Raw genomic sequence first — 17,458 nt, 5'->3', positions numbered from 1 at the left:
TATAGGTTGGAATAAACCCATGTTGATGGATAGCGAGGGGGGGGATTTCAAGTTTTTAGTTTATTCAAAGGGAATATTTGTAAAATAGATGCGGAATGAGCCCATTTAAAACACCCACTTTCAGAAAAAATTGTTCACATGACGCCTAAATTCTCTATTGAAACTCAAAAAATCGGTGCCGATATTATCATGGTATTTGATGAATGTACCCCAAAAAATGGCGACCAAGAAGCTACCTTAGCTGCTTTGGAACGAATACATCGCTCGCTTATCCAATCCAAAGAAGTTCATGACCGAGTACCCTACTCCTCCTACGGCGATCGGCAAACCTTTAAGGCGGCAGCTCCGCGACTTGAGAGAAAAAAGTACTCAAATTCGCTATACCATTGATGTTAGACTCCCCCCAAGATTTAATTGATGTCGTCGCCCAGGGTGCGGATATTTTCGATTGTGTAGCTCCCCCCGTAGCTCCCCCCCCCCCCCACCAGAAACGCTGCCCGGGGCACGTCACGGCGCTCTTTATCACGGTCACTGTGTGTCTGAAAACGACTGGAGGGGGGATTTGTGAGCAAATATGAAAGTGGACGAATACAAATTAAAAAAAGTCAGTATGTGAGAGAGGAAGTACCTATTCTTTAAGACTACGCTTGTTATACGTGTCAAAATTTTTCCTGAGCTTATCTGCAACCTTTTCAAACAAAAATAAAAACCTTATGCTCAATTAGCTTGTATTCACAATACTTATAATACTTATGTTATGTAAGAAACTTGACATTTCTTGCATCGGTTGATTTAAGGAGTGGACGCTTTTCCAAGTTTTCAGGTGAGAGAGTAAGAGGTAAAATTTTTTTATGAAATCGTTGTTAATCTTATTATTCATTACCTTGAGTCCTATCCTTACCGCCGAGACAAAAGTCTATCAAATTGAAATGATTGTTTTTTTTACAACTGACTTCCCGAAATAAAGGAATGGAAGAATAGTTGACTTCCGCCTCTCCTAATCTTAACTTTTTAACTTTCTTAGTACGAAACAAATTAGGCCGCTTCCTGCCTCGCAATTCCTTTCAAAAAACGAGCAAACCGAATTGAATGAAAATCTAGGGTATCCACCTTATTACATTTAGCATGGCAAAAATCGATAATTCATTTACCTACTCATCCTATGCGTATCGAAGGCGATGGGGTTTAAGGTTTATAATGTTCAACATTATTTTAATATTTCTTTAGCTTTGCTTTTTAACCAACCAAATGGATCAGACAATTTTTATATAAGTCAGAAACGACGTATGCAAAACAATTAATTGAATTACCTGGACTTTCTCTATTACGGAGTCCTACTATTACAGGATACTAATTAAAATTATTCTTCTTACTTGAAAGTTAGTTAGGGTCATTTTTAAACTTATTCATGTTCGGGAGCTACTCGATAAATACCGGGGGCATTGCGAAGATATCCTTTATAATCCATCCCGTATCCGAATACATAATGATTCCCCACTTTTAAGCTGCTAAAATCGGCAGATGCAGGACCACTAGGTAACCGAGCATCGCATTTATCTACTAAAACAGCAGAATAAATCGATTGTGCTCCTTGTTCTTTACAAAAATTAATAATAGCGCCCAAAGTGACTCCTCCATCTAAAATATCATCGACGACTACCACCGTGCGACCTTTCATTTTACAAGTAGGTTTGACTTTCCATTCCAAATTTTTACCTTTTGTATCAACGCGATAACGTGTAGCATGGATATAATCTACTTCTAAGGTAAAATCTAACCGGGGCAATAAATTTCCAAGCGGAACAATCCCCCCAACTACTACACATAAAAAAATAGGATTAGAAGAAGACAGAGCTGAGCTAATTTCTATAGCCATCGTATCCAAAGCAGCCTCCACTTCTGTCTTAGAATAAAGACAGGTAGCTTTTGCAAATACTTCACGAATATGTTCAGGTAAAATCATCGGAGCATCCCACTTTATCAGTGCTCCCTCGACCGTCGTGTCCATTATCAATTCCTCCTTTCGCTGTTTTTAAAAATACTCCTTCCGGGAGATAAACAGTTTGAGTAGGAAAAGCACACTCTGCTTCATATTGAGAAATAACATTTATAATTTCCAAAATTACTTTCTGCTGGATAACCTGAAACTTCACCCATTCCGTCGTTTTGGTGAAGCATAGACCAATATATTCAGCGAGGAAGAGCCAAACTCAAAGAGATTCACAAACAAAGTGTGGGTAGTATCAATAGCGGGATTCTTTCGTAATCTATCCTCAATAGCTTTCACTAAATCAGGGATTTTTGTCACGTCGGAATAACGCACGCCCACCGTAATTTTAAGGCGTCGGTTTGTCATTTGGGAAGGATTTTCAATAGCAATATTGGATAAAATGCCGTTAGGCACATAAAGCGGACGCTTATCAAACGTCCGGATGCGTGTTAAACGCCAACCGATATATTCTACCGTCCCTTCAATTTGACGATCCGGAGAGCGAATCCAATCACCCACGGAAAAAGGGCGGTCCCAATAAATCATCATCCCACCGAAAAAATTGCTTAAAGTGTCCTTGGCAGCAAAACCAACTACAGCCACTCCCAGCCCACCAAATGCTAATAAAGCAGACATTTTCACACCGATAGTTTGGAGAAGCATTAATAAAATGAATACGATAATGACAACGCGCATCAATTGTGCCAAAGCATGTATACTGGTTTCATCGCTCACCTTACCAACGCCCTGGCGTGCTCGAGCAGTTAGGCCATCTTCTAATTGGCGAAGAAAACGCATCACAAACCAAAAAACAACGACTAGAGTGAAAATAAGGCGTGCTGAGGATGAAGCGTTTGAAAAATCCCCATTGAAGGTAAATACTTGAGCGATAGCAGAAGCAATGAAACTTAAAGCAATCATCATCCAAACGTAAATTTGGAGAGGTTGATGGAGCGCCTGTAAAAAGGAATACCGCCAAATACGGTTTTTTGTTTAAAGTGAGGTAAAAGACGACGAAAAATCACCCATTCCAATAAGCTTGCTCCACTTCCTAAGGCAACCAGTAAAGCAATTTTAATGATTAAATTCTGCATATGGAATTGGATAGCTCACCCCATCATTCGTGAGCTAAGATAGTACAACAAAACAAAGTATTTTTCGAATGGTTCTAAAAATTTCTTTCCACATCTCATTTCTCTAACCGGAGGCGTAAAGGAAGAAAATTGGGTTTAGATGCTTAATTTTTACTTAAATACGCGTAACCGTTGCTCCAATTCCTAGTTCCGGTAATGGGAAAAGTCGTCTAAAATCGCGATAATCCCTCAGCGGTTATTACAATGGCCATTAAATCGCATCCTGCCTCTAGTGCTTCAGCGGCTCGGTCGGAATACCCACCCATAATAGCAGCCCCTTCCATAGTGAGATCATCGCTGATAATAATTCTGGTAAATTTAAACTGTTCACGCAAGACGGTTCGAAGCCAGTATGGGGAGAACCTGCGGGTTTATCATCAAAAGCATGATACAACAACATGTGCTGGCATAATCGCATCTAATTGGTAGCTGAGCCTCGAAAAAGGATGTATATCTACTTTCCATACCATTTCACGATCATGTGGAAATGGGTAGGCAATGGTGAGAGTCGCTCGCTATCCCCCCCCGGGGCCGCCGCCATGACTGGAGAAATGTATAGCTCGCACATCCTATGGCTGGCTGTGAAGCGTCTCAATAATGACGCTGCTGGCTAATGCCGTTACTACGGCAGGATCAGGAGACTGAAGCTTTACTCAGCAATCACTTCTCCTTTCTTCTGATCCACATCTAAACAGGGATCAGATTAACCCTAATTCCTGCATCTTTTAATTCTTTAATAGTATTAAGTAATGGTTAATTAGTATTAATTAATGGTTATGTCTTTGTAACGCTGTTTTTTCTTGCTCAGGATCACTACTGTAGATTTGGCCGAAATGGCGCATATTCGGCAAATCTGTAAAACCTTCACGGAAGCATTGAACACGCCCGCCTTCTTGGTCCACGGCAATAAACAATGAAGCATTTGTTTTTTTTAAATTTTAGAAGTAAAATTTTAGAAGTGAGACGGAGTCAGCTAAGGTTCTCATAATTGCGGGAAAATAAAATCACTCCAGTGATAGCAGGATGTTCGAGTAATTCATGCTCCTCCGCAGAAAGCTCTATATTTTCAAGATCAACAATGGCAAATGCTAAATCGTTTATTCCTTATCTTTCGCTGGCTTATTAAAAGCACCTGGGAAATTATGTACATTTCCCTTCATTGTGGGACTTTTAATCTTAGCAGAACCTTGTTTTTCCATTTCGTCAATTCGCAAGATCATGTGCATGGGTATATAAGTTCGTTTTACTCCTTGAAATTCGGTTTTTAGCTTTTCCTCTGAGGGATCAACAACCACTGAGGAATTATCATTAAAAACCAACTCCTCCATTTCAATAAAGCCCATTAAGCTTTCTTCAGAAATATATCTAGCGTAAATTTCGTAAACTTTTTCGTCTTGACTAAAGATAACTTTATAAATTCGTTGTTTTTCTTCCATCGTAACCTCAAAATCCTTTCATCTCATTTAAATATTGAATTTCTTCAGGGATAGACTCTGGTTCAAAAACAGTGCTATCTTTGGGAAATCTCCCAAAACGACGAATAATATTGTAATGATGGTTGGCGAATTTAAAAAAGCTTTCGTAAATGATTGGGATTTCTGGTAGTGCCAATTCGTATAACATTTGGTATCTGTGCACGGAAATCTCCTGGTATAATGTAAATTTTCCGCAATGTAATAACGGAAAATAATAAAATAATAAAATACTCACTCAATGAGACTCAGTTTATGGTCTTCTTGGTGTGCGATACCATTAACCCATATGCCCAAGGTATAATCATCCTGAGCGAATGCTTTAGGGGAGTCTCGGTATATATGTCGTGAAAATTAATCCAAAACAATAACTAAGGCCAATTAGCCACGAGGTATCTTTTACTATTCCACGTATTGACCCTTGATAGCCTGGGTAAGATCAAGATCGGCGGAGAACCGCTGGCTAATCTCCTGATCTACTTCAGAACTTTCCCCAAACCAAACACGCGCATGATTTCCCTTGCTCGTCATTCTTTCACCTATTTTTTTGCACGTATACCCAATCCTCTGGAGAAAGAGCCTCGAACAATTCTATGAACAATTCTATAATATCGTGATTATCATTCGAATGCAGCCCCACCCCCCGGTTTGCCCCTGAGAATCTCATCAGGAGAGCTATGAATGTTATATAAAGCACCTCATGGTATTATCCTTCCCCGGTCTCCTAATCGATTCTTGCCCACCTCCAGGCCCGGCAACCATAAGATCCGGATCAAAACCCAATCGCATTCAGGATAAGGCAATTTGAGTGCCGGAGTATAATCCCTACTGTAGGGCGACGTTCCATAAAAACAGTACTCGCCGGATATCCCGAACCAATCTTAGCCCGAATAATATTGCCCCTTTGGAGTTTTCTGGCTATCCTTAAGCTCCTACCACTCCTTTTAAGGCAGTAGGTATTTGATATTTTTTCATTTTTTTTGGTCACCCTCGAAAAAGATTAACGTTTAAGTAGGTATATGAACAATTACATGTATCATTAAAAACTATAAAATACCACGCGAAGGCGCGGGGTATTCAATCTACGAATGTTTATTGACTTTTATAACAGGACTAGTCTTTATCAACATCACCATTATCGGATTGATCACTACTTTGATCAGCATTACCATTATTGTTATCTTGGTCAGTTTGCCGATTAGTGCTATCGGCATTCTGATCTTGATCGTTATCGGCAAGCAATAACTGACTTGTCATACTAGCTAATAAATTTTGCACTACAGACGCTTTAGCACCTAACGCTGGCAAAGCGATTATACTGCTTAACCTCAAATTTTGTTATAAACCGCGCTATCTTTCAAATAATCTACAATGCCTTCGATCAAATTTTCCCTATTGCTATCAAACCATTTTGCATAAGGCCACCGTCGAAGCCAAGTTAACTGTCGTTTAGCTAACTGACGCGTAGCAACAATCGCCTTGTACCGCATGGTTTCATAATCAGAGTTACCTTCCAAATACTGCCAGGCTTGGCGATAACCTACAGTGCGAAGCGCGGGCAAGGTAGGATTTAAATTTCGTTGATACAATTGCTTAACTTCTTCTAAAAAATCTTCCTGCAACATTTGATCAAAACGTTTTTCAATGCGTTGGTGTAAATCTTCCCGATTGGTGGGGCTTACAATGATGTTGATAAACTGGTAAGGCAAAGCCCCTAATCGTTTTAAGTTTTGATAATCCGATAAAGGTTGTCCTGTTGTTTCATACACCTCTAACGCTCGTTGAATACGCTGAGCATCATTCTGATTAATTTGCAGGGCAGATTTTGGATCGATTTTTTTTAACTTCTCATACAAAGGCAGCCAACCTTTCTCTTCTGCTTCTTTCTTAATTTTTTTCTAATCATGGGCTGGGCGATGGCAAATCGGAAAAGCCATGTTCTAATGCGTGAAAATACAACATTGCCCCCCCACTAACAAAGGGATTCGATTTTTTGCATGAATAAGTTCGATTTCTTTTAAGGCATCTTTATAAAATTGACCAGCAGAATACGGAACTTCGGGCTCACAGATATTAATCAAATGATGAGGCGTGCTTTTTAATTCCTGAAGAGTCGGTTTTGCGGTACCGATATCAAGACCACGATACGCCATCGCTGAATCCACACTTATAATTTCAAAGGGTAAAAGTTGTGTTAAGGTAATGGCGAGTTGAGTTTTGCCGCTAGCCGTGGGACCCATTAAACAAACAACGTATTTTTCCACCTTATTGTCCGCGTAAAAATAATCTATCTAATTCTTTAATCTCAAATTGCTTCCAAGTGGCCGACCATGATTACATAACCCACCATGCATAGTTTTTTCCATATCACGCAATAAAGCTTCCATTTTTTCTAGAGTTAAACGATAAGGAGCGTGGATTGCTGCATGACAAGCTAACGAGCCAGTGTGGCGTTAATTTTTTCTTCCATGCGCAAAGTAGCCGCATGAACAATAAGGTCCGCAAGTACATCGCGAATTAATTTTTCAATATCAGCTGCTTTGATTAAAGAAGGATGACGACGCACGATAATTTTATCGGAATCTAATAATCCAATTTCAAACTCAAGTTCTAAAAATAAATACTGATTGGCTTGATATATCGCTATTTCTTGAGGGTTCAAAGTAACATGCAAAGGAACAAGCAATGATTGAGTTACTATTTCCCCCTTTTCTTTTTCCTGTTTCATTTTTTCATACAAGATGCGTTCATGCGCCGCGTGCATGTCTACGATGACTAATCCCTTTTTATTTTGAGCGAGAATATAAATTTCATGTAATTGTGCTAACGCATGACCTAAAGGATAGTCGAAAGGGGGTTCTACGTATAATTCACGATTAGGCGTTATTTTCTTTTTTTTATACAAAATGATGTCTTCTTTAAGTGAAAGGGGTAAATGTGGTATATGAGCTATTTGTAGATTATTCTGAATATTTACTTTTTTAACAGGAGATTGAATGCTAGTCTCACAAAGTCCGGGTCTTATTTGAACTAATGCTTCGGATACCGCATGAATAATAAAATCTCGTACCCAGTGCCGGTCTCGAAATCGAACTTCTTGCTTCGTGGGGTGAACATTCACATCCACTAAGGAAGGATCCACTGTGATATAAAGGATATAAGCAGGGTGTCGCCCATGAAATAAAACGTCGTGATAAGCTTGACGAACCGCGTGAGCAATTAATTTATCTCGAACAAAACGGCCATCGATGTAAATGAATTGGAGATCCGGTTGACTCCGCGTATAATGAGGTTCAGCAATATATCCTCGCAAGGATAGTCCTGACTGAATAAATTCGATGGAAAGAGCGGATTGTAGAAATGCATCACCGACAATACTTTTTATGCGACTCATTCGATCAGAAGTTGTAAGCGCTCTTCGAAAATTCATTATTTCTTTTCCATTATGATGAAGAGTGAATCCGATCGAAAAATGACAAAGGGCAATCCGCTCTATTACCCGTTCGATATGCTGAAATTCGGTGGTGGGCGTTCGCAAAAATTTCCGTCGTGCCGGTATGTTATAGAAAAGATCTTGAATTTCCACTGTGGTCCCTGGTGGATGGGCCGCAGGCATGGGTGAAGTAAGATTTTCCTCTAAATTACTAATAAAATAGGCAAAATTCGCTTCACATTGCCTTGAGGTCAATTGCAATCGAGCTACAGCTGTAATACTAGCTAATGCCTCACCTCGGAAGCCTAAAGTAATTACGCGCTGCAAATCTTCGGCATTTTTAATTTTACTTGTCGCGTACCGCTCAAGGGCTAAGGGTAAATCTTTATAATGAATTCCCCTGCCATTATCCTGGACGCGAATTTGTTTTAGGCCACCTTGGATAATATAAATTCGAATCTGGGTTGCCTCAGCATCAATACTGTTTTCAATCAACTCTTTAACCACAGAAGCAGGCCGTTCAATCACTTCTCCGGCAGAAATTTGATTGGCGGTTTGATCACTTAGTCGATGAATGCGCATAGCTAGATTAATTTAATGTGCTACTTCGGAGAAGAGCCTAACGGATTTTTGGAAAATCTGCTAGAAGGAATTTCTATTGTGACAGCTAACTTCACTTACTCAGCTCATCGTCTGAGAACCTTGATAAAAATCATCCTGCATGATAGGTTTTGCCATTACATCGTCCATTTCGACATCGAAGCATCGCTTGCGATTGTGAACAAAAACATGAGCGGTCATTGCCACAATGGGAACATGTTTCCTTTGAGCCTCTTCCCGACACAAATACACTGAACGGCTTCGAATCCATCCATGTCTGGCAAACCGATATCCATAAAAACCATATCCTAATTTTTTCATTTTTTTCGATAGCATCCTTAGCACAAGAAACAATATCGACGTGGCAGCCAATCTCCTCCAAGATAATTTTGGATTTTTTTTGATTAATTAAATTGTCTTCGACGACGAGAACATTCATTTTAAAATTATGATCTGGTTTAGGATATACAAAATTAAACGGCTTTTTTATCTAGCAAATATGAAGTTTTTTGAGTAATTACCTCAGTTTCTTTTTGTAAGTGCAAAGGGAATAATGCACATGAACTTGAAACCCATCTACATTTCATTATTTACGTTAATAGTATACTCCCTATTTTCTCAACAAATTCCTTTACAATAGACAAGCCCAATCCGACACCCTCGTATTTTCGATGATATACCGAATTTACTTGTTGGAAACGATTGGAAATGGAAGAAAGATTAGATTTTTCAATCTCCATTCCTGTATCTTCCACTGTAAAACATACCGTTATTTTTCTAGTGCTTCTACAGAGATAACCTACAGTCAATTACACATATAACTTATATGTAAATTTTATGGTATTAGATAATAAATTTATTAAAATTTGTTTGATTCCTTTTTTATCTCCCACAATTTCACTAGGAATATTTTATTTTATGGAAATTAAATTTCTATTATAGCCCTTTTCTATAAGTATGACTAGCTAAATCCTCTTTGATCCCCATTTATCAATTCATACGGCATTTAACGAAATTCGCAATTTATGACTCATCATGGATAAAAAATCAGATTTACTTTGATTAGCCTGTTCTGCCAGCTGTTTTGTCTCACGTAATTTTTTATTCAATTCACGCAGCCGTAATTTTTCTCCGCTGATATCTTTTGCCACTCCTAATATACACAATACATTAATCCATTAACTGGGATTTTGATAAAGAGCTTAACAGCTTTTTCGAAAAATATGTTCAAAGGTAGGGTTCACATACAGGTAAGTATAAAAATCAAAAGAACGAACCTAAAAAATATCCTGACTTACCTCTGCCAAATCAAAAAAGAGCGGCCCTAATTTATTAGAGATATACCTAGGAATCCTGAGCATTGAATTATTTCATGAAATTCCTTGCTCACTAGTGATACCATTTTTCTAGTTTATAATTCCAGATAATGGGAAAAAACATTCTCCTGGTCCAACGCGATTACCAGGCTAAATTTGCGAATAAGTCTTAGAATTTTAAAATCCAGATTCACCTATTTTTTTGTTATTTAATTTTGGGAATTAACAAAATCTGACCTATTCGGATTTGAGTAGAATAAAGATGATTGATTCGCTTTAAAGCGGCTAAACTTACATTAAAACGCTCAGCAATATTTAGTCAAACGGCTCTCCTCGCGAAAACCTGTAGCGCTCTTGATGAACCCATTGATTGAATTTGCCATTCTGCAAGCCAAGTTCCTCGTGGCGGGCTATGGACGAAATAGGCTCGAATTCCTTGCATTAAAGCAGAGGCAATACGTTGCTGATAAACTTGGTTTAAAAGTTTGTGCTCTTCATGAAAATTAGAAATAAAACCCGTTTCCACTAAAAGTGAAGGAATGTCTGGAGATTTCAATACGACGAAAGCGGCTTGTTCCACATGACCATGGTGCAACCCCCCTACTTGGTATAAAGCATAAATAATCTCCTGTCCAATAAGCAAGCTAGCATGAATCGTAGCCGTCTGAGACAAATTGATTAAAATGGATTTGAGCAAATTATTTTTATCGCTGAGATCTACCCCGCCCATCAATTCTGATTCATTTTCATACTTAGCTAACCACCGCGCAGCTTCACTAGTTGCTCCCCGTTGAGATAACGCAAACACAGTTGCCCCATGAGCATCAGAATTTTTATAAGCATCGGCATGGATAGCAATAAACATATCGGCTCGATATTGTCGAGCGATATCTAATCGTTGGCGAAGCGTTAAATAATAATCCCCTTTCCGGGTTAAATAAGCTTTAAATCCTAGCTGCCGGTTAATATCTTGCTGTAAATACCTTGAAATTTTTAATACAATATCTTTTTCATGAGCACCTCCCAAACCTATTCCACCTGGATCACGTCCTCCATGCCCTGGATCAATTACTACAATTACGTCGCGTGATCGATTAGGCAATGAGGAAAATTGGATCGGTGAAGGGGGTGTCTTTTGGGAGTGTGCATTTTTGAAAGAAGAAACCGCCTTAATAGAAAAATTGAAATCAATTATCCACTGAGCATCTTCTCCAAGATATTGAGGTTTCAACACAAACGTTTTTATTTTTACAGAACGTTTTAAATCAAAAACAATCCGAAACTCATTTTTTTTACGGACTGCATCGCGAATTCTTTTAATAGGTGTATCTTTTAATAGAGACTGATCAAAAAGCTTAACCGCATGAACGTTTGGAAAATCAAAAACCAGGCGGTCCGGATGAGATAATTGAAAATAGTGATAATAAAGCGTTGGGCTAATTCGAAATATTAAACGACAACCCAATTCTTGAGAATAAATATGTAAGGCTATGATTTCATTTTTTTTAGCAACCCCACTTAAAGGTATAAGCAAAACAATTAAAAATAGCCAATATTTTCGCATAAGCTACCTTAACAAGGCTTATACGTATTTGGCAAGGGATTTTCAGAGTAAAAAACATACATATAAGCTAATAGCCTCTCCTCTAATTAAGAAAAGAATCAAACACTAAATTTGACAATGCGCTTTTTACCTTGAATATCAATTTTAATCCATAAGGTAGGAGAAGGAAGAAATTTTCCAGATTTTTCAGCCCATTCTATCAATAGAATAGGATTATTTTTTAAATAATCACTTAAACCTAAATTCAAATAGTCTTCAGGTTCCTCCAGCCGATACAAATCTACGTGGACAACCTCTAAGGTCGATAATCTATAAATTTCTACTAAAGAATAGCTAGGGCTTTTAACGAAGCCTTTATACCCGAGTCCCCGTAAAAATCCGCGCACTAAAGTTGTTTTCCCAGCACCCAACTCTCCTGATAAATAAATAACAGTCCCTTTTAGGTAATAATTTGCTATTTCTTCACCCAGTAAAAGCATGGCTTTCTCACTCGAAATAATTTTAGGAGTAAAAGAAATAATCAAAAGTATTTACTTCCGCTAGGATTCACTAAAGTACGCAAATGAGGGAACAAATCCGTAGCCAATAATCCTCGCTCCCCACCTTCCTCGGCAGCACGATCTGCCGCCAGCGAGTGAATAAAGACTCCCGCCTGAGCAGCCATCATGAAGCTTAATCGTTGAGCCAACAAGCCCCCGATGACGCCACTCAAAATATCTCCCATACCACCGGTAGCCATGCCAGGATTCCCTGCAGAACAAACAGAGATCTCCTCTTCTCTTCCTTTAATTAAAGTGCCGGCTCCTTTTAAAACTACTACGCCCCGGTAACGCTGGGCCAGTTGTCGAATCGCCTCGAATCGATTGCTTTGAATTTTGTGACAAGAGACATTCAATAATCGCGAAGCCTCACCGGGATGAGGAGTTAATATCCAATCTTCTCGGTAAATAGGGTTTTCTGCCAATAAATTCAAGCTATCAGCATCAAGCACCTTGGGAGTTCTCGTAAGTAATACTTTGTTTAATAAAGCTTTTGCCCAGTCTGATTTTCCTAATCCCGGCCCAATTACTACCACAGTCGCTGCTTCAAGGAGGCTCTCTAAGTCATACGCCTCAGCTACTTGATAACACATTAATTCGGGTCGCGATCCACTTACAATCGGTACATGCTCAGGACGAGTCGCAACAGTTACTAATCCGGCTCCTACCCGAGCAGCAGCTTCAGCCGCCATACGGACTGCCCCCCCCATTCCATAATCACCGCCAATTACTAATACATGGCCATAATTACCTTTATGAGTATCACGTTCGCGTTGGAGAGGGAGCAAAGATTGTACGTAGGACCAATCCAATAATTGGGTATGGGTTTTTACCTGTGTGAATAAAGAATTAGGAAGACCCAATGAGGCTAATACGAGTTTACCACAATAAGCTGGTGCTCGAACGGTATATAATCCTTGTTTCAATCCTATAAAGTTAATGGTTAAATCAGCTTTTACAGCCGTTGCTTGTACTTCTCCCGTATCGGCGTTAACACCGGAAGGGACATCAACTGCTAGAACAGGTTCTTTGGCTTCATTAATCGCTGTTATAATTTCAGTGTAGGGTGACTGGATTTCTCCTTTTAGACCACTTCCTAAAAGGGCATCTATGATCACCCCCCTTCGAAAGAAAGTGGGGCAGGGAAGGGTTGAATCGAAATGCCTTGTTTTTCACAAGCCTGGGCTGCTTGAGCAGCAGGACCGCGATAGTCAGTAGGTTGTTGGGCTAGAGAATAAACCGTAACCTTAAAACCTTTCTGATGCGCCAAACAGGCGATAACCAATCCGTCGCCACCATTGTTTCCCTTTCCGCAACAAACTGTAATTTCTTTAAGGGTAGGCCAATGCTTGATCAGGCTTTTTAAAGCAGCTTCCCCTGCACGAACCATGAGCTCGTAGGCATCGATACCAGATTTGGCTGCCAATTGCTCTAGTTCACGGATTTGGTGATTCTGATAGAGTGCGTCCATTTATATCCCAGTAAGGTAATTGCCTATTCTATAACTAATTTTCCTCTTCAACCACAAAGTCGATTTTGCGCTCATCCAAGTCTACACGAACTACAATGACCCGAAGCGGGTCACCCAGACGGTAAGTTCGGGCGCTACGCTTTCCTCGCAAGAGATGATGGATAGGGTCATAATGATAGTAATCATTCTCCAACGCCGTTATATGAACTAAACCTTCAACATAGATTTTATCTAATTCCACAAATACACCGAATCCAGTAACATCCACGATGCGGCCATCAAACGATTGCCCCACTTTATTCAGCATATACTCACATTTCAGCCGATCTATCGCATCTCGGGTAGCTCGATCCGCTCGCCGTTCTAACATGGAGCAATGTTCACCCAAAACTATCAACTTTAGTTCATCGTAAGGGAACTTCTTCACTGATCTTTTTTGCAACCGGTGGCAAACTCCCCGGTGAACGATTAAGTCAGGATAACGTCGAATGGGGGAAGTAAAATGACAGTACCTTCATAGGATAAACCGAAATGACCTACGTTCTCGGGAGTGTAAATGGCTTGGCGCAAGGAGCGTAACATAACGGTTTGTAGTAAATGCGCATCAGGACGTTTTTCAATTCGAAGTAATAATTTTGCATAATCCATAGAGGTTGGCTTATCCCCTCCCGTTAATCGAAGTCCAAATGCCCGAAGAAATCGCTTAAGATCGTGCAATTTTTGCTCATCCGGTCCTTCATGAACTCGATATAAGGTGGGGATATTTCCTTCTTGTAAGAAATGCGAAGCCGACACGTTGGCAATTAACATACACTCTTCAATAATCCGATGCGCTTCATTACGAATGATTGGAACGATCCGTTTAATTTTACCTCTCTGATCAAATTCAATTCGAGTCTCAGTCGTATTGAATTCAATGCTCCCCCGTTTTACTCGTTGTTTTAATAATTTTTGATACAACCTATATAAATTTTTAATGTGGGGTATCATTTCTGAATTTTTAGTTTTTTCACCTCGCAATATGGCTGCCACTTGGTTGTAAGTTAATCGAGCGTGAGAATGAATAACTGCCCGATAAAATTTATAGGTTTTTATTTTCCCTTCCGAGGAAATATGCATTTCGCAAACGACGGCTAATCGATCTTGGTGGGGGCGAAACGAACAGAGATTATTTGACAGAGCTTCCGGCAACATGGGTATAACTTTTTCCGGAAAATATACTGAATTACCCCGTGCTTCGGCTTCTTGATCTAAGGCACTGCCTAATTTTACGTAATGTGAAACATCAGCAATAGCTACATAAAGCACGAACTCGTTTTTTGTCCGTTCACAATAAACGGCGTCATCAAAATCCTTAGCGTCTTCCCCGTCGATAGTTACTAATGCCAGATGGCGTAAATCATTTCGTCCTACTTTATCATGCTCCAGTACCTCAACAGATAACTGTTTTGCTTCTCGGAGTACTTCCGCAGACCATTGATAAGGAAGTTCATAGGCACGAATAGCAAGTTCTACCTCCATGCCTGGAGTTAGGTGATCACCAAGAATTTCTATTATTCGTCCTAATGCTTGTCGTCGTTTGCTCGGTTGTGCTGTTATTTCAGCAACGACGAATTGGCCAGGTTGAGCTTTGCCCTGCTGTCCGAAAGGAATTAAAATGTCCTGAGTGATTAGCTTATTATCCGGATCAACAAAAGCAATACCACCTTCTTCAAAATAGCGCCCTACAACTTGGTGAGTATTTCGCTCCAATACCTCAACAATGGCCCCCTCACGTCTTCGCTCCCCTCGATTGGTAAGGCGAACTAAAACCACATCATCCGTAAATACTATACGGATTTCTCTGGCTGGCAAAAAAATATCTCCCAAGCCATTGTCGGGAATTAAAAATCCAAAACCATCTGGATGAGCTTGAACACGCCCTCGAATTAATTCCATTTCTTGAACTAAAGCATAACTACCACATCGATTTCTGATAAGCTGGCCATCCCGAGTCATTGCCACTAAGCGTCGATGTAATCCCTCTTTTTCTTCTGATTTTTTCAACTCAAAAGCTGTTAGTAAATGTTTGAAACTAACCGGGCGATTGATTTCTTTCAAATATTGGATAATAAGTTCTCTGCTGGAAACGGGATGCTTATATAAAGACGCTTCCCGCTTATGGTATGGATCTTTTTTTCGATAGGGTTTAACCACTACCTCCCCTTTTGATTGACTTTTTGTGAGTTAGATAATAACTCATCTATACTATTATTGTAATTGCGAATGAGAGGTAATTGCGAATGAGAGGAGAAAAGAAATGGATAAAATCCTTATGGTTAGTTGCTTCTTTGCTACCCTGTCGGGATGTGCGGAATACATTCACCCTCCCACCCGAAATCTACAACCCGCTCATTGCCAAGTCATTGAAAATCAATTAGTGAGGGTTTATCCCTCTACCATTCGCGATCGGCGTTCTCGATAAGTTCAGGAGCGAATAAATTTTCATAGGCTCAATGATTATTCGATGATATCGGCTTTACGCAATAGCTGATGTTTTTAGCAATGATGGTGAGGGTGTACACATAGTCGGTACAATGAACAAAGTAAACATTGTGCCAACAACATACCGGTGGCGATTACTAGTCCAATATTAAACCGGCTTACAGCACCAGCACCTGTAGCAATCAAAAGAGGAACCACTCCCAGAACCATGTCTGTGCTATTGTCATGAAGATTGGACGCAATCGGATAGCAGCTGCCTTTTCAATGGTTTCTCGAATAGACAATCCTTCTTTCCTTTGCAGCTTATTAGCGAATTCCAGCATTTTTGAGCAGCATCCACAATTTTCATTTCCGCCAAATAAATATCTTTAAAGGACGAAATAGACGTAACAATAAAATGTATCGGCAGGCAGGCGCCCATTCCCCCGCTAGGGAAAGACGCTAACGGAAAAATGGATGTTTGCAATCCGGCTATATTATTGAGTGCGGGTTGCGAAAACTGTTGTGCTTCTTTCTGAGTTTGTTCTCGTTCGTCCCATGGCTTCATAATCATTCCAGCTAATATTGTATTTATAGTTCTAAAGCCCGTTAATCACGAAATAATTCTCAAGTAAAGAAAGTTGTTTAAAATATTTGGCGTATTCGTCCGAATAAGTCTCAATATAATCGATATTAGCGTATTGGGGAGGGGACCTTGTGGGCTTGAATAAATAAAACCCCTTGATCTTCTTCAGGGACTAGTTCTGAAGTGGTATAGTGGTATTAATATAAAAAAGAAAACAACTCGCTAAAGCCGCAATAGCTAAAACAATAATTAATGGGCAATGATCTAAAACAGCTGCTAGTCACTGAGAATAAAATTTCTTCATCCGATCCAATGCCCAATCAAACCCACTGAACATAACGTTGCTTTTCAATATTTGGAATTAATAATCGAGAACACGTCATTGGTGACAAGGTTAGTGCAATAATTCCGGATACAATCACATATCCTGTTAAAGTAAATGCAAATTCAGTAAAGAGAACTCCCGTTAACCCTGTCATAAATTCATTTGAGTTGTAATTAAAACCTTTTACAAAACCTTTTACTAATGAAGCTGACGCTCCCAGATAAGAGGTGCTGATTGTAATGAATGTGTTATCCATTTTTGGATACTGGCGTACCTCCATTTCCATAATGGCACGCAATCCCAAAATGAAAATAATCAAACTCACGACAACGGCAAGAACAGGTCGCGTAATAAATTTGTAAGTAAATCTCGTCATTAGCTTCCTGTCAAAGCTGCAGCTTTCGGTGCTTGTAATACCACACTATTATGAATCTTAACGGTGGTACCGTCCTTCAGTTTATTTTGACATGAATCACTACTTCTTCGACAGCCTTTATACCTTTTTTATAATTACTTTATTATTTTGCATATCACCAATCGCTATCACTTGTTACTGAGCAATCAAA

Annotated in this window: 25 protein-coding genes and 2 pseudogenes; 4 read left to right on the top strand and 23 right to left on the bottom strand. The window is 39.5% G+C overall.

Annotated elements, in window-relative coordinates; genetic code table 11:
* Positions 1–138: 138 nt before the first annotated feature.
* Both B1F79_RS05560 and B1F79_RS05555 read left to right on the top strand, forming a co-directional pair.
* Positions 139–390, top strand: coding sequence for a hypothetical protein (locus B1F79_RS05560; RefSeq protein WP_251366316.1), 252 nt, complete (start codon positions 139–141; stop codon positions 388–390).
* Positions 390–578, top strand: a complete 189-nt coding sequence (locus tag B1F79_RS05555; RefSeq protein ID WP_251366315.1) for a queuine tRNA-ribosyltransferase family protein — start codon at positions 390–392, stop codon at positions 576–578. Before B1F79_RS05560 ends, B1F79_RS05555 begins: the two co-directional genes overlap by 1 nt.
* Before the next feature lie 824 nt (positions 579–1,402).
* Here the strand turns inward: B1F79_RS05555 and B1F79_RS05550 are convergent.
* The 5 genes from B1F79_RS05550 to B1F79_RS05530 form a co-directional block, all read right to left on the bottom strand.
* Positions 1,403–1,963, bottom strand: coding sequence for a hypoxanthine-guanine phosphoribosyltransferase (locus B1F79_RS05550; protein WP_251366352.1), 561 nt, complete (start codon positions 1,961–1,963; stop codon positions 1,403–1,405).
* A complete protein-coding gene (locus B1F79_RS05545) occupies positions 1,950–2,153 on the bottom strand; it encodes a hypothetical protein (RefSeq protein WP_251366314.1) in 204 nt (67 codons plus the stop codon). Before B1F79_RS05545 ends, B1F79_RS05550 begins: the two co-directional genes overlap by 14 nt.
* Positions 2,150–2,914 (bottom strand): mechanosensitive ion channel family protein, encoded by a 765-nt coding sequence (locus tag B1F79_RS05540; protein WP_251366313.1) that lies wholly within the window; start codon positions 2,912–2,914, stop codon positions 2,150–2,152. Before B1F79_RS05540 ends, B1F79_RS05545 begins: the two co-directional genes overlap by 4 nt.
* Positions 2,911–3,084, bottom strand: a complete 174-nt coding sequence (locus B1F79_RS05535) for a hypothetical protein (protein ID WP_251366312.1) — start codon at positions 3,082–3,084, stop codon at positions 2,911–2,913. Before B1F79_RS05535 ends, B1F79_RS05540 begins: the two co-directional genes overlap by 4 nt.
* Before the next feature lie 209 nt (positions 3,085–3,293).
* Positions 3,294–3,458, bottom strand: coding sequence for a glycoside hydrolase family 3 N-terminal domain-containing protein (locus B1F79_RS05530; RefSeq protein ID WP_251366311.1), 165 nt, complete (start codon positions 3,456–3,458; stop codon positions 3,294–3,296).
* Positions 3,459–3,569: 111 nt separating this feature from the next.
* Here B1F79_RS05530 and B1F79_RS05525 point away from each other — a divergent pair, with 111 nt between their 5' ends.
* Positions 3,570–3,737 carry a hypothetical protein gene (locus tag B1F79_RS05525; protein ID WP_251366310.1) on the top strand — a complete coding sequence of 56 codons (168 nt, stop codon included), beginning with the start codon at positions 3,570–3,572 and terminating at the stop codon, positions 3,735–3,737.
* Between the two features lie 153 nt (positions 3,738–3,890).
* Here the strand turns inward: B1F79_RS05525 and B1F79_RS05520 are convergent, their stop codons facing one another.
* From B1F79_RS05520 to rnr, 15 genes and pseudogenes are all read right to left on the bottom strand, one after another.
* The gene (locus tag B1F79_RS05520) at positions 3,891–4,025 is read right to left on the bottom strand and encodes a hypothetical protein (RefSeq protein WP_251366309.1); all 135 of its coding nucleotides are present in this window, start codon (positions 4,023–4,025) and stop codon (positions 3,891–3,893) included.
* Positions 4,026–4,220: 195 nt separating this feature from the next.
* Positions 4,221–4,559 (bottom strand): DUF1820 family protein, encoded by a 339-nt coding sequence (locus tag B1F79_RS05515; protein ID WP_251366308.1) that lies wholly within the window; start codon positions 4,557–4,559, stop codon positions 4,221–4,223.
* A 7-nt stretch (positions 4,560–4,566) separates the two neighbouring features.
* A complete protein-coding gene (locus B1F79_RS06485; protein ID WP_308159746.1) occupies positions 4,567–4,761 on the bottom strand; it encodes a DUF924 family protein in 195 nt (64 codons plus the stop codon).
* 236 nt (positions 4,762–4,997) lie between these two features.
* A complete protein-coding gene (locus B1F79_RS06480; protein WP_285896425.1) occupies positions 4,998–5,126 on the bottom strand; it encodes a hypothetical protein in 129 nt (42 codons plus the stop codon).
* Positions 5,127–5,708: 582 nt separating this feature from the next.
* Positions 5,709–5,927, bottom strand: a complete 219-nt coding sequence (locus tag B1F79_RS05505; protein ID WP_251366307.1) for a hypothetical protein — start codon at positions 5,925–5,927, stop codon at positions 5,709–5,711.
* A pseudogene (gene miaA, locus B1F79_RS05500) lies at positions 5,924–6,835 on the bottom strand (tRNA (adenosine(37)-N6)-dimethylallyltransferase MiaA). Before miaA ends, B1F79_RS05505 begins: the two are co-directional and overlap by 4 nt.
* Before the next feature lie 194 nt (positions 6,836–7,029).
* Entirely contained in the window at positions 7,030–8,610 is a 1,581-nt protein-coding gene (mutL, locus tag B1F79_RS05495; RefSeq protein WP_251366306.1) for a DNA mismatch repair endonuclease MutL, read from the bottom strand.
* A 99-nt stretch (positions 8,611–8,709) separates the two neighbouring features.
* Positions 8,710–8,949, bottom strand: coding sequence for a response regulator (locus tag B1F79_RS05490; RefSeq protein ID WP_251366305.1), 240 nt, complete (start codon positions 8,947–8,949; stop codon positions 8,710–8,712).
* 269 nt (positions 8,950–9,218) lie between these two features.
* The gene (locus B1F79_RS05485; protein WP_285896424.1) at positions 9,219–9,437 is read right to left on the bottom strand and encodes an ATP-binding protein; all 219 of its coding nucleotides are present in this window, start codon (positions 9,435–9,437) and stop codon (positions 9,219–9,221) included.
* Between the two features lie 186 nt (positions 9,438–9,623).
* A complete protein-coding gene (locus B1F79_RS05480) occupies positions 9,624–9,779 on the bottom strand; it encodes a hypothetical protein (RefSeq protein ID WP_251366304.1) in 156 nt (51 codons plus the stop codon).
* Between the two features lie 484 nt (positions 9,780–10,263).
* Complete coding sequence (locus tag B1F79_RS05475; RefSeq protein ID WP_251366303.1) at positions 10,264–11,508, bottom strand: N-acetylmuramoyl-L-alanine amidase; 1,245 nt, start codon at positions 11,506–11,508, stop codon at positions 10,264–10,266.
* 98 nt (positions 11,509–11,606) lie between these two features.
* Entirely contained in the window at positions 11,607–12,032 is a 426-nt protein-coding gene (tsaE, locus tag B1F79_RS05470; RefSeq protein ID WP_251366302.1) for a tRNA (adenosine(37)-N6)-threonylcarbamoyltransferase complex ATPase subunit type 1 TsaE, read from the bottom strand.
* A complete protein-coding gene (locus B1F79_RS05465) occupies positions 12,029–13,165 on the bottom strand; it encodes an NAD(P)H-hydrate dehydratase (RefSeq protein ID WP_251366301.1) in 1,137 nt (378 codons plus the stop codon). The genes tsaE and B1F79_RS05465 overlap by 4 nt, the downstream gene beginning before the upstream one ends.
* Positions 13,162–13,518: an NAD(P)H-hydrate epimerase gene (locus tag B1F79_RS05460; RefSeq protein ID WP_251366300.1), complete on the bottom strand. Its 357-nt coding sequence runs from the start codon at positions 13,516–13,518 to the stop codon at positions 13,162–13,164. The genes B1F79_RS05465 and B1F79_RS05460 overlap by 4 nt, the downstream gene beginning before the upstream one ends.
* 34 nt (positions 13,519–13,552) lie before the next feature.
* Positions 13,553–15,714: pseudogene (gene rnr, locus B1F79_RS05455) on the bottom strand (ribonuclease R).
* 103 nt (positions 15,715–15,817) lie between these two features.
* Between rnr and B1F79_RS05450 the strand changes: the two are divergent.
* Positions 15,818–15,982 carry a hypothetical protein gene (locus B1F79_RS05450; protein WP_251366299.1) on the top strand — a complete coding sequence of 55 codons (165 nt, stop codon included), beginning with the start codon at positions 15,818–15,820 and terminating at the stop codon, positions 15,980–15,982.
* Between the two features lie 74 nt (positions 15,983–16,056).
* On the opposite strand, the gene B1F79_RS07210 is transcribed toward B1F79_RS05450, so the two are convergent.
* The 3 genes from B1F79_RS07210 to B1F79_RS07200 all read right to left on the bottom strand — a co-directional run bounded on the left by B1F79_RS07210 (position 16,057) and on the right by B1F79_RS07200 (position 17,268).
* Entirely contained in the window at positions 16,057–16,200 is a 144-nt protein-coding gene (locus B1F79_RS07210; RefSeq protein WP_285896423.1) for a hypothetical protein, read from the bottom strand.
* A complete protein-coding gene (locus B1F79_RS07205) occupies positions 16,185–16,325 on the bottom strand; it encodes an efflux RND transporter permease subunit (RefSeq protein ID WP_285896422.1) in 141 nt (46 codons plus the stop codon). The genes B1F79_RS07210 and B1F79_RS07205 overlap by 16 nt, the downstream gene beginning before the upstream one ends.
* A gap of 562 nt (positions 16,326–16,887) precedes the next feature.
* A complete protein-coding gene (locus B1F79_RS07200; RefSeq protein WP_285896421.1) occupies positions 16,888–17,268 on the bottom strand; it encodes an efflux RND transporter permease subunit in 381 nt (126 codons plus the stop codon).
* Between the last annotated feature and the right edge of the window lie 190 nt (positions 17,269–17,458).

The sequence above is a fragment of the Coxiella-like endosymbiont of Rhipicephalus sanguineus genome (genome assembly GCF_018687865.1).
The sequence above is the reverse complement of the archived record's forward strand: the minus strand, read 5'-3'. Positions and strand labels throughout refer to the sequence as shown.

Excerpts from the sequence above, each read along its gene's own strand:
- B1F79_RS05560 (WP_251366316.1), top strand. The coding sequence starts at position 139 with ATGACGCCTAAATTCTCTATTGAAACTCAAAAAATCGGTGCCGATATT.
- B1F79_RS05555 (WP_251366315.1), top strand. The coding sequence starts at position 390 with ATGTTAGACTCCCCCCAAGATTTAATTGATGTCGTCGCCCAGGGTGCG.
- B1F79_RS05550 (WP_251366352.1), bottom strand. The coding sequence starts at position 1,963 with ATGATTTTACCTGAACATATTCGTGAAGTATTTGCAAAAGCTACCTGT.
- B1F79_RS05540 (WP_251366313.1), bottom strand. The coding sequence starts at position 2,914 with ATGATGATTGCTTTAAGTTTCATTGCTTCTGCTATCGCTCAAGTATTT.
- B1F79_RS05535 (WP_251366312.1), bottom strand. The coding sequence starts at position 3,084 with ATGCAGAATTTAATCATTAAAATTGCTTTACTGGTTGCCTTAGGAAGT.
- B1F79_RS05525 (WP_251366310.1), top strand. The coding sequence starts at position 3,570 with ATGTATATCTACTTTCCATACCATTTCACGATCATGTGGAAATGGGTA.
- B1F79_RS05515 (WP_251366308.1), bottom strand. The coding sequence starts at position 4,559 with ATGGAAGAAAAACAACGAATTTATAAAGTTATCTTTAGTCAAGACGAA.
- B1F79_RS06480 (WP_285896425.1), bottom strand. The coding sequence starts at position 5,126 with ATGACGAGCAAGGGAAATCATGCGCGTGTTTGGTTTGGGGAAAGTTCT.
- mutL (WP_251366306.1), bottom strand. The coding sequence starts at position 8,610 with ATGCGCATTCATCGACTAAGTGATCAAACCGCCAATCAAATTTCTGCC.
- B1F79_RS05490 (WP_251366305.1), bottom strand. The coding sequence starts at position 8,949 with ATGAAAAAATTAGGATATGGTTTTTATGGATATCGGTTTGCCAGACAT.
- B1F79_RS05475 (WP_251366303.1), bottom strand. The coding sequence starts at position 11,508 with ATGCGAAAATATTGGCTATTTTTAATTGTTTTGCTTATACCTTTAAGT.
- B1F79_RS05460 (WP_251366300.1), bottom strand. The coding sequence starts at position 13,518 with ATGGACGCACTCTATCAGAATCACCAAATCCGTGAACTAGAGCAATTG.
- B1F79_RS05450 (WP_251366299.1), top strand. The coding sequence starts at position 15,818 with ATGGATAAAATCCTTATGGTTAGTTGCTTCTTTGCTACCCTGTCGGGA.
- B1F79_RS07205 (WP_285896422.1), bottom strand. The coding sequence starts at position 16,325 with ATGCTGGAATTCGCTAATAAGCTGCAAAGGAAAGAAGGATTGTCTATT.
- B1F79_RS07200 (WP_285896421.1), bottom strand. The coding sequence starts at position 17,268 with ATGACGAGATTTACTTACAAATTTATTACGCGACCTGTTCTTGCCGTT.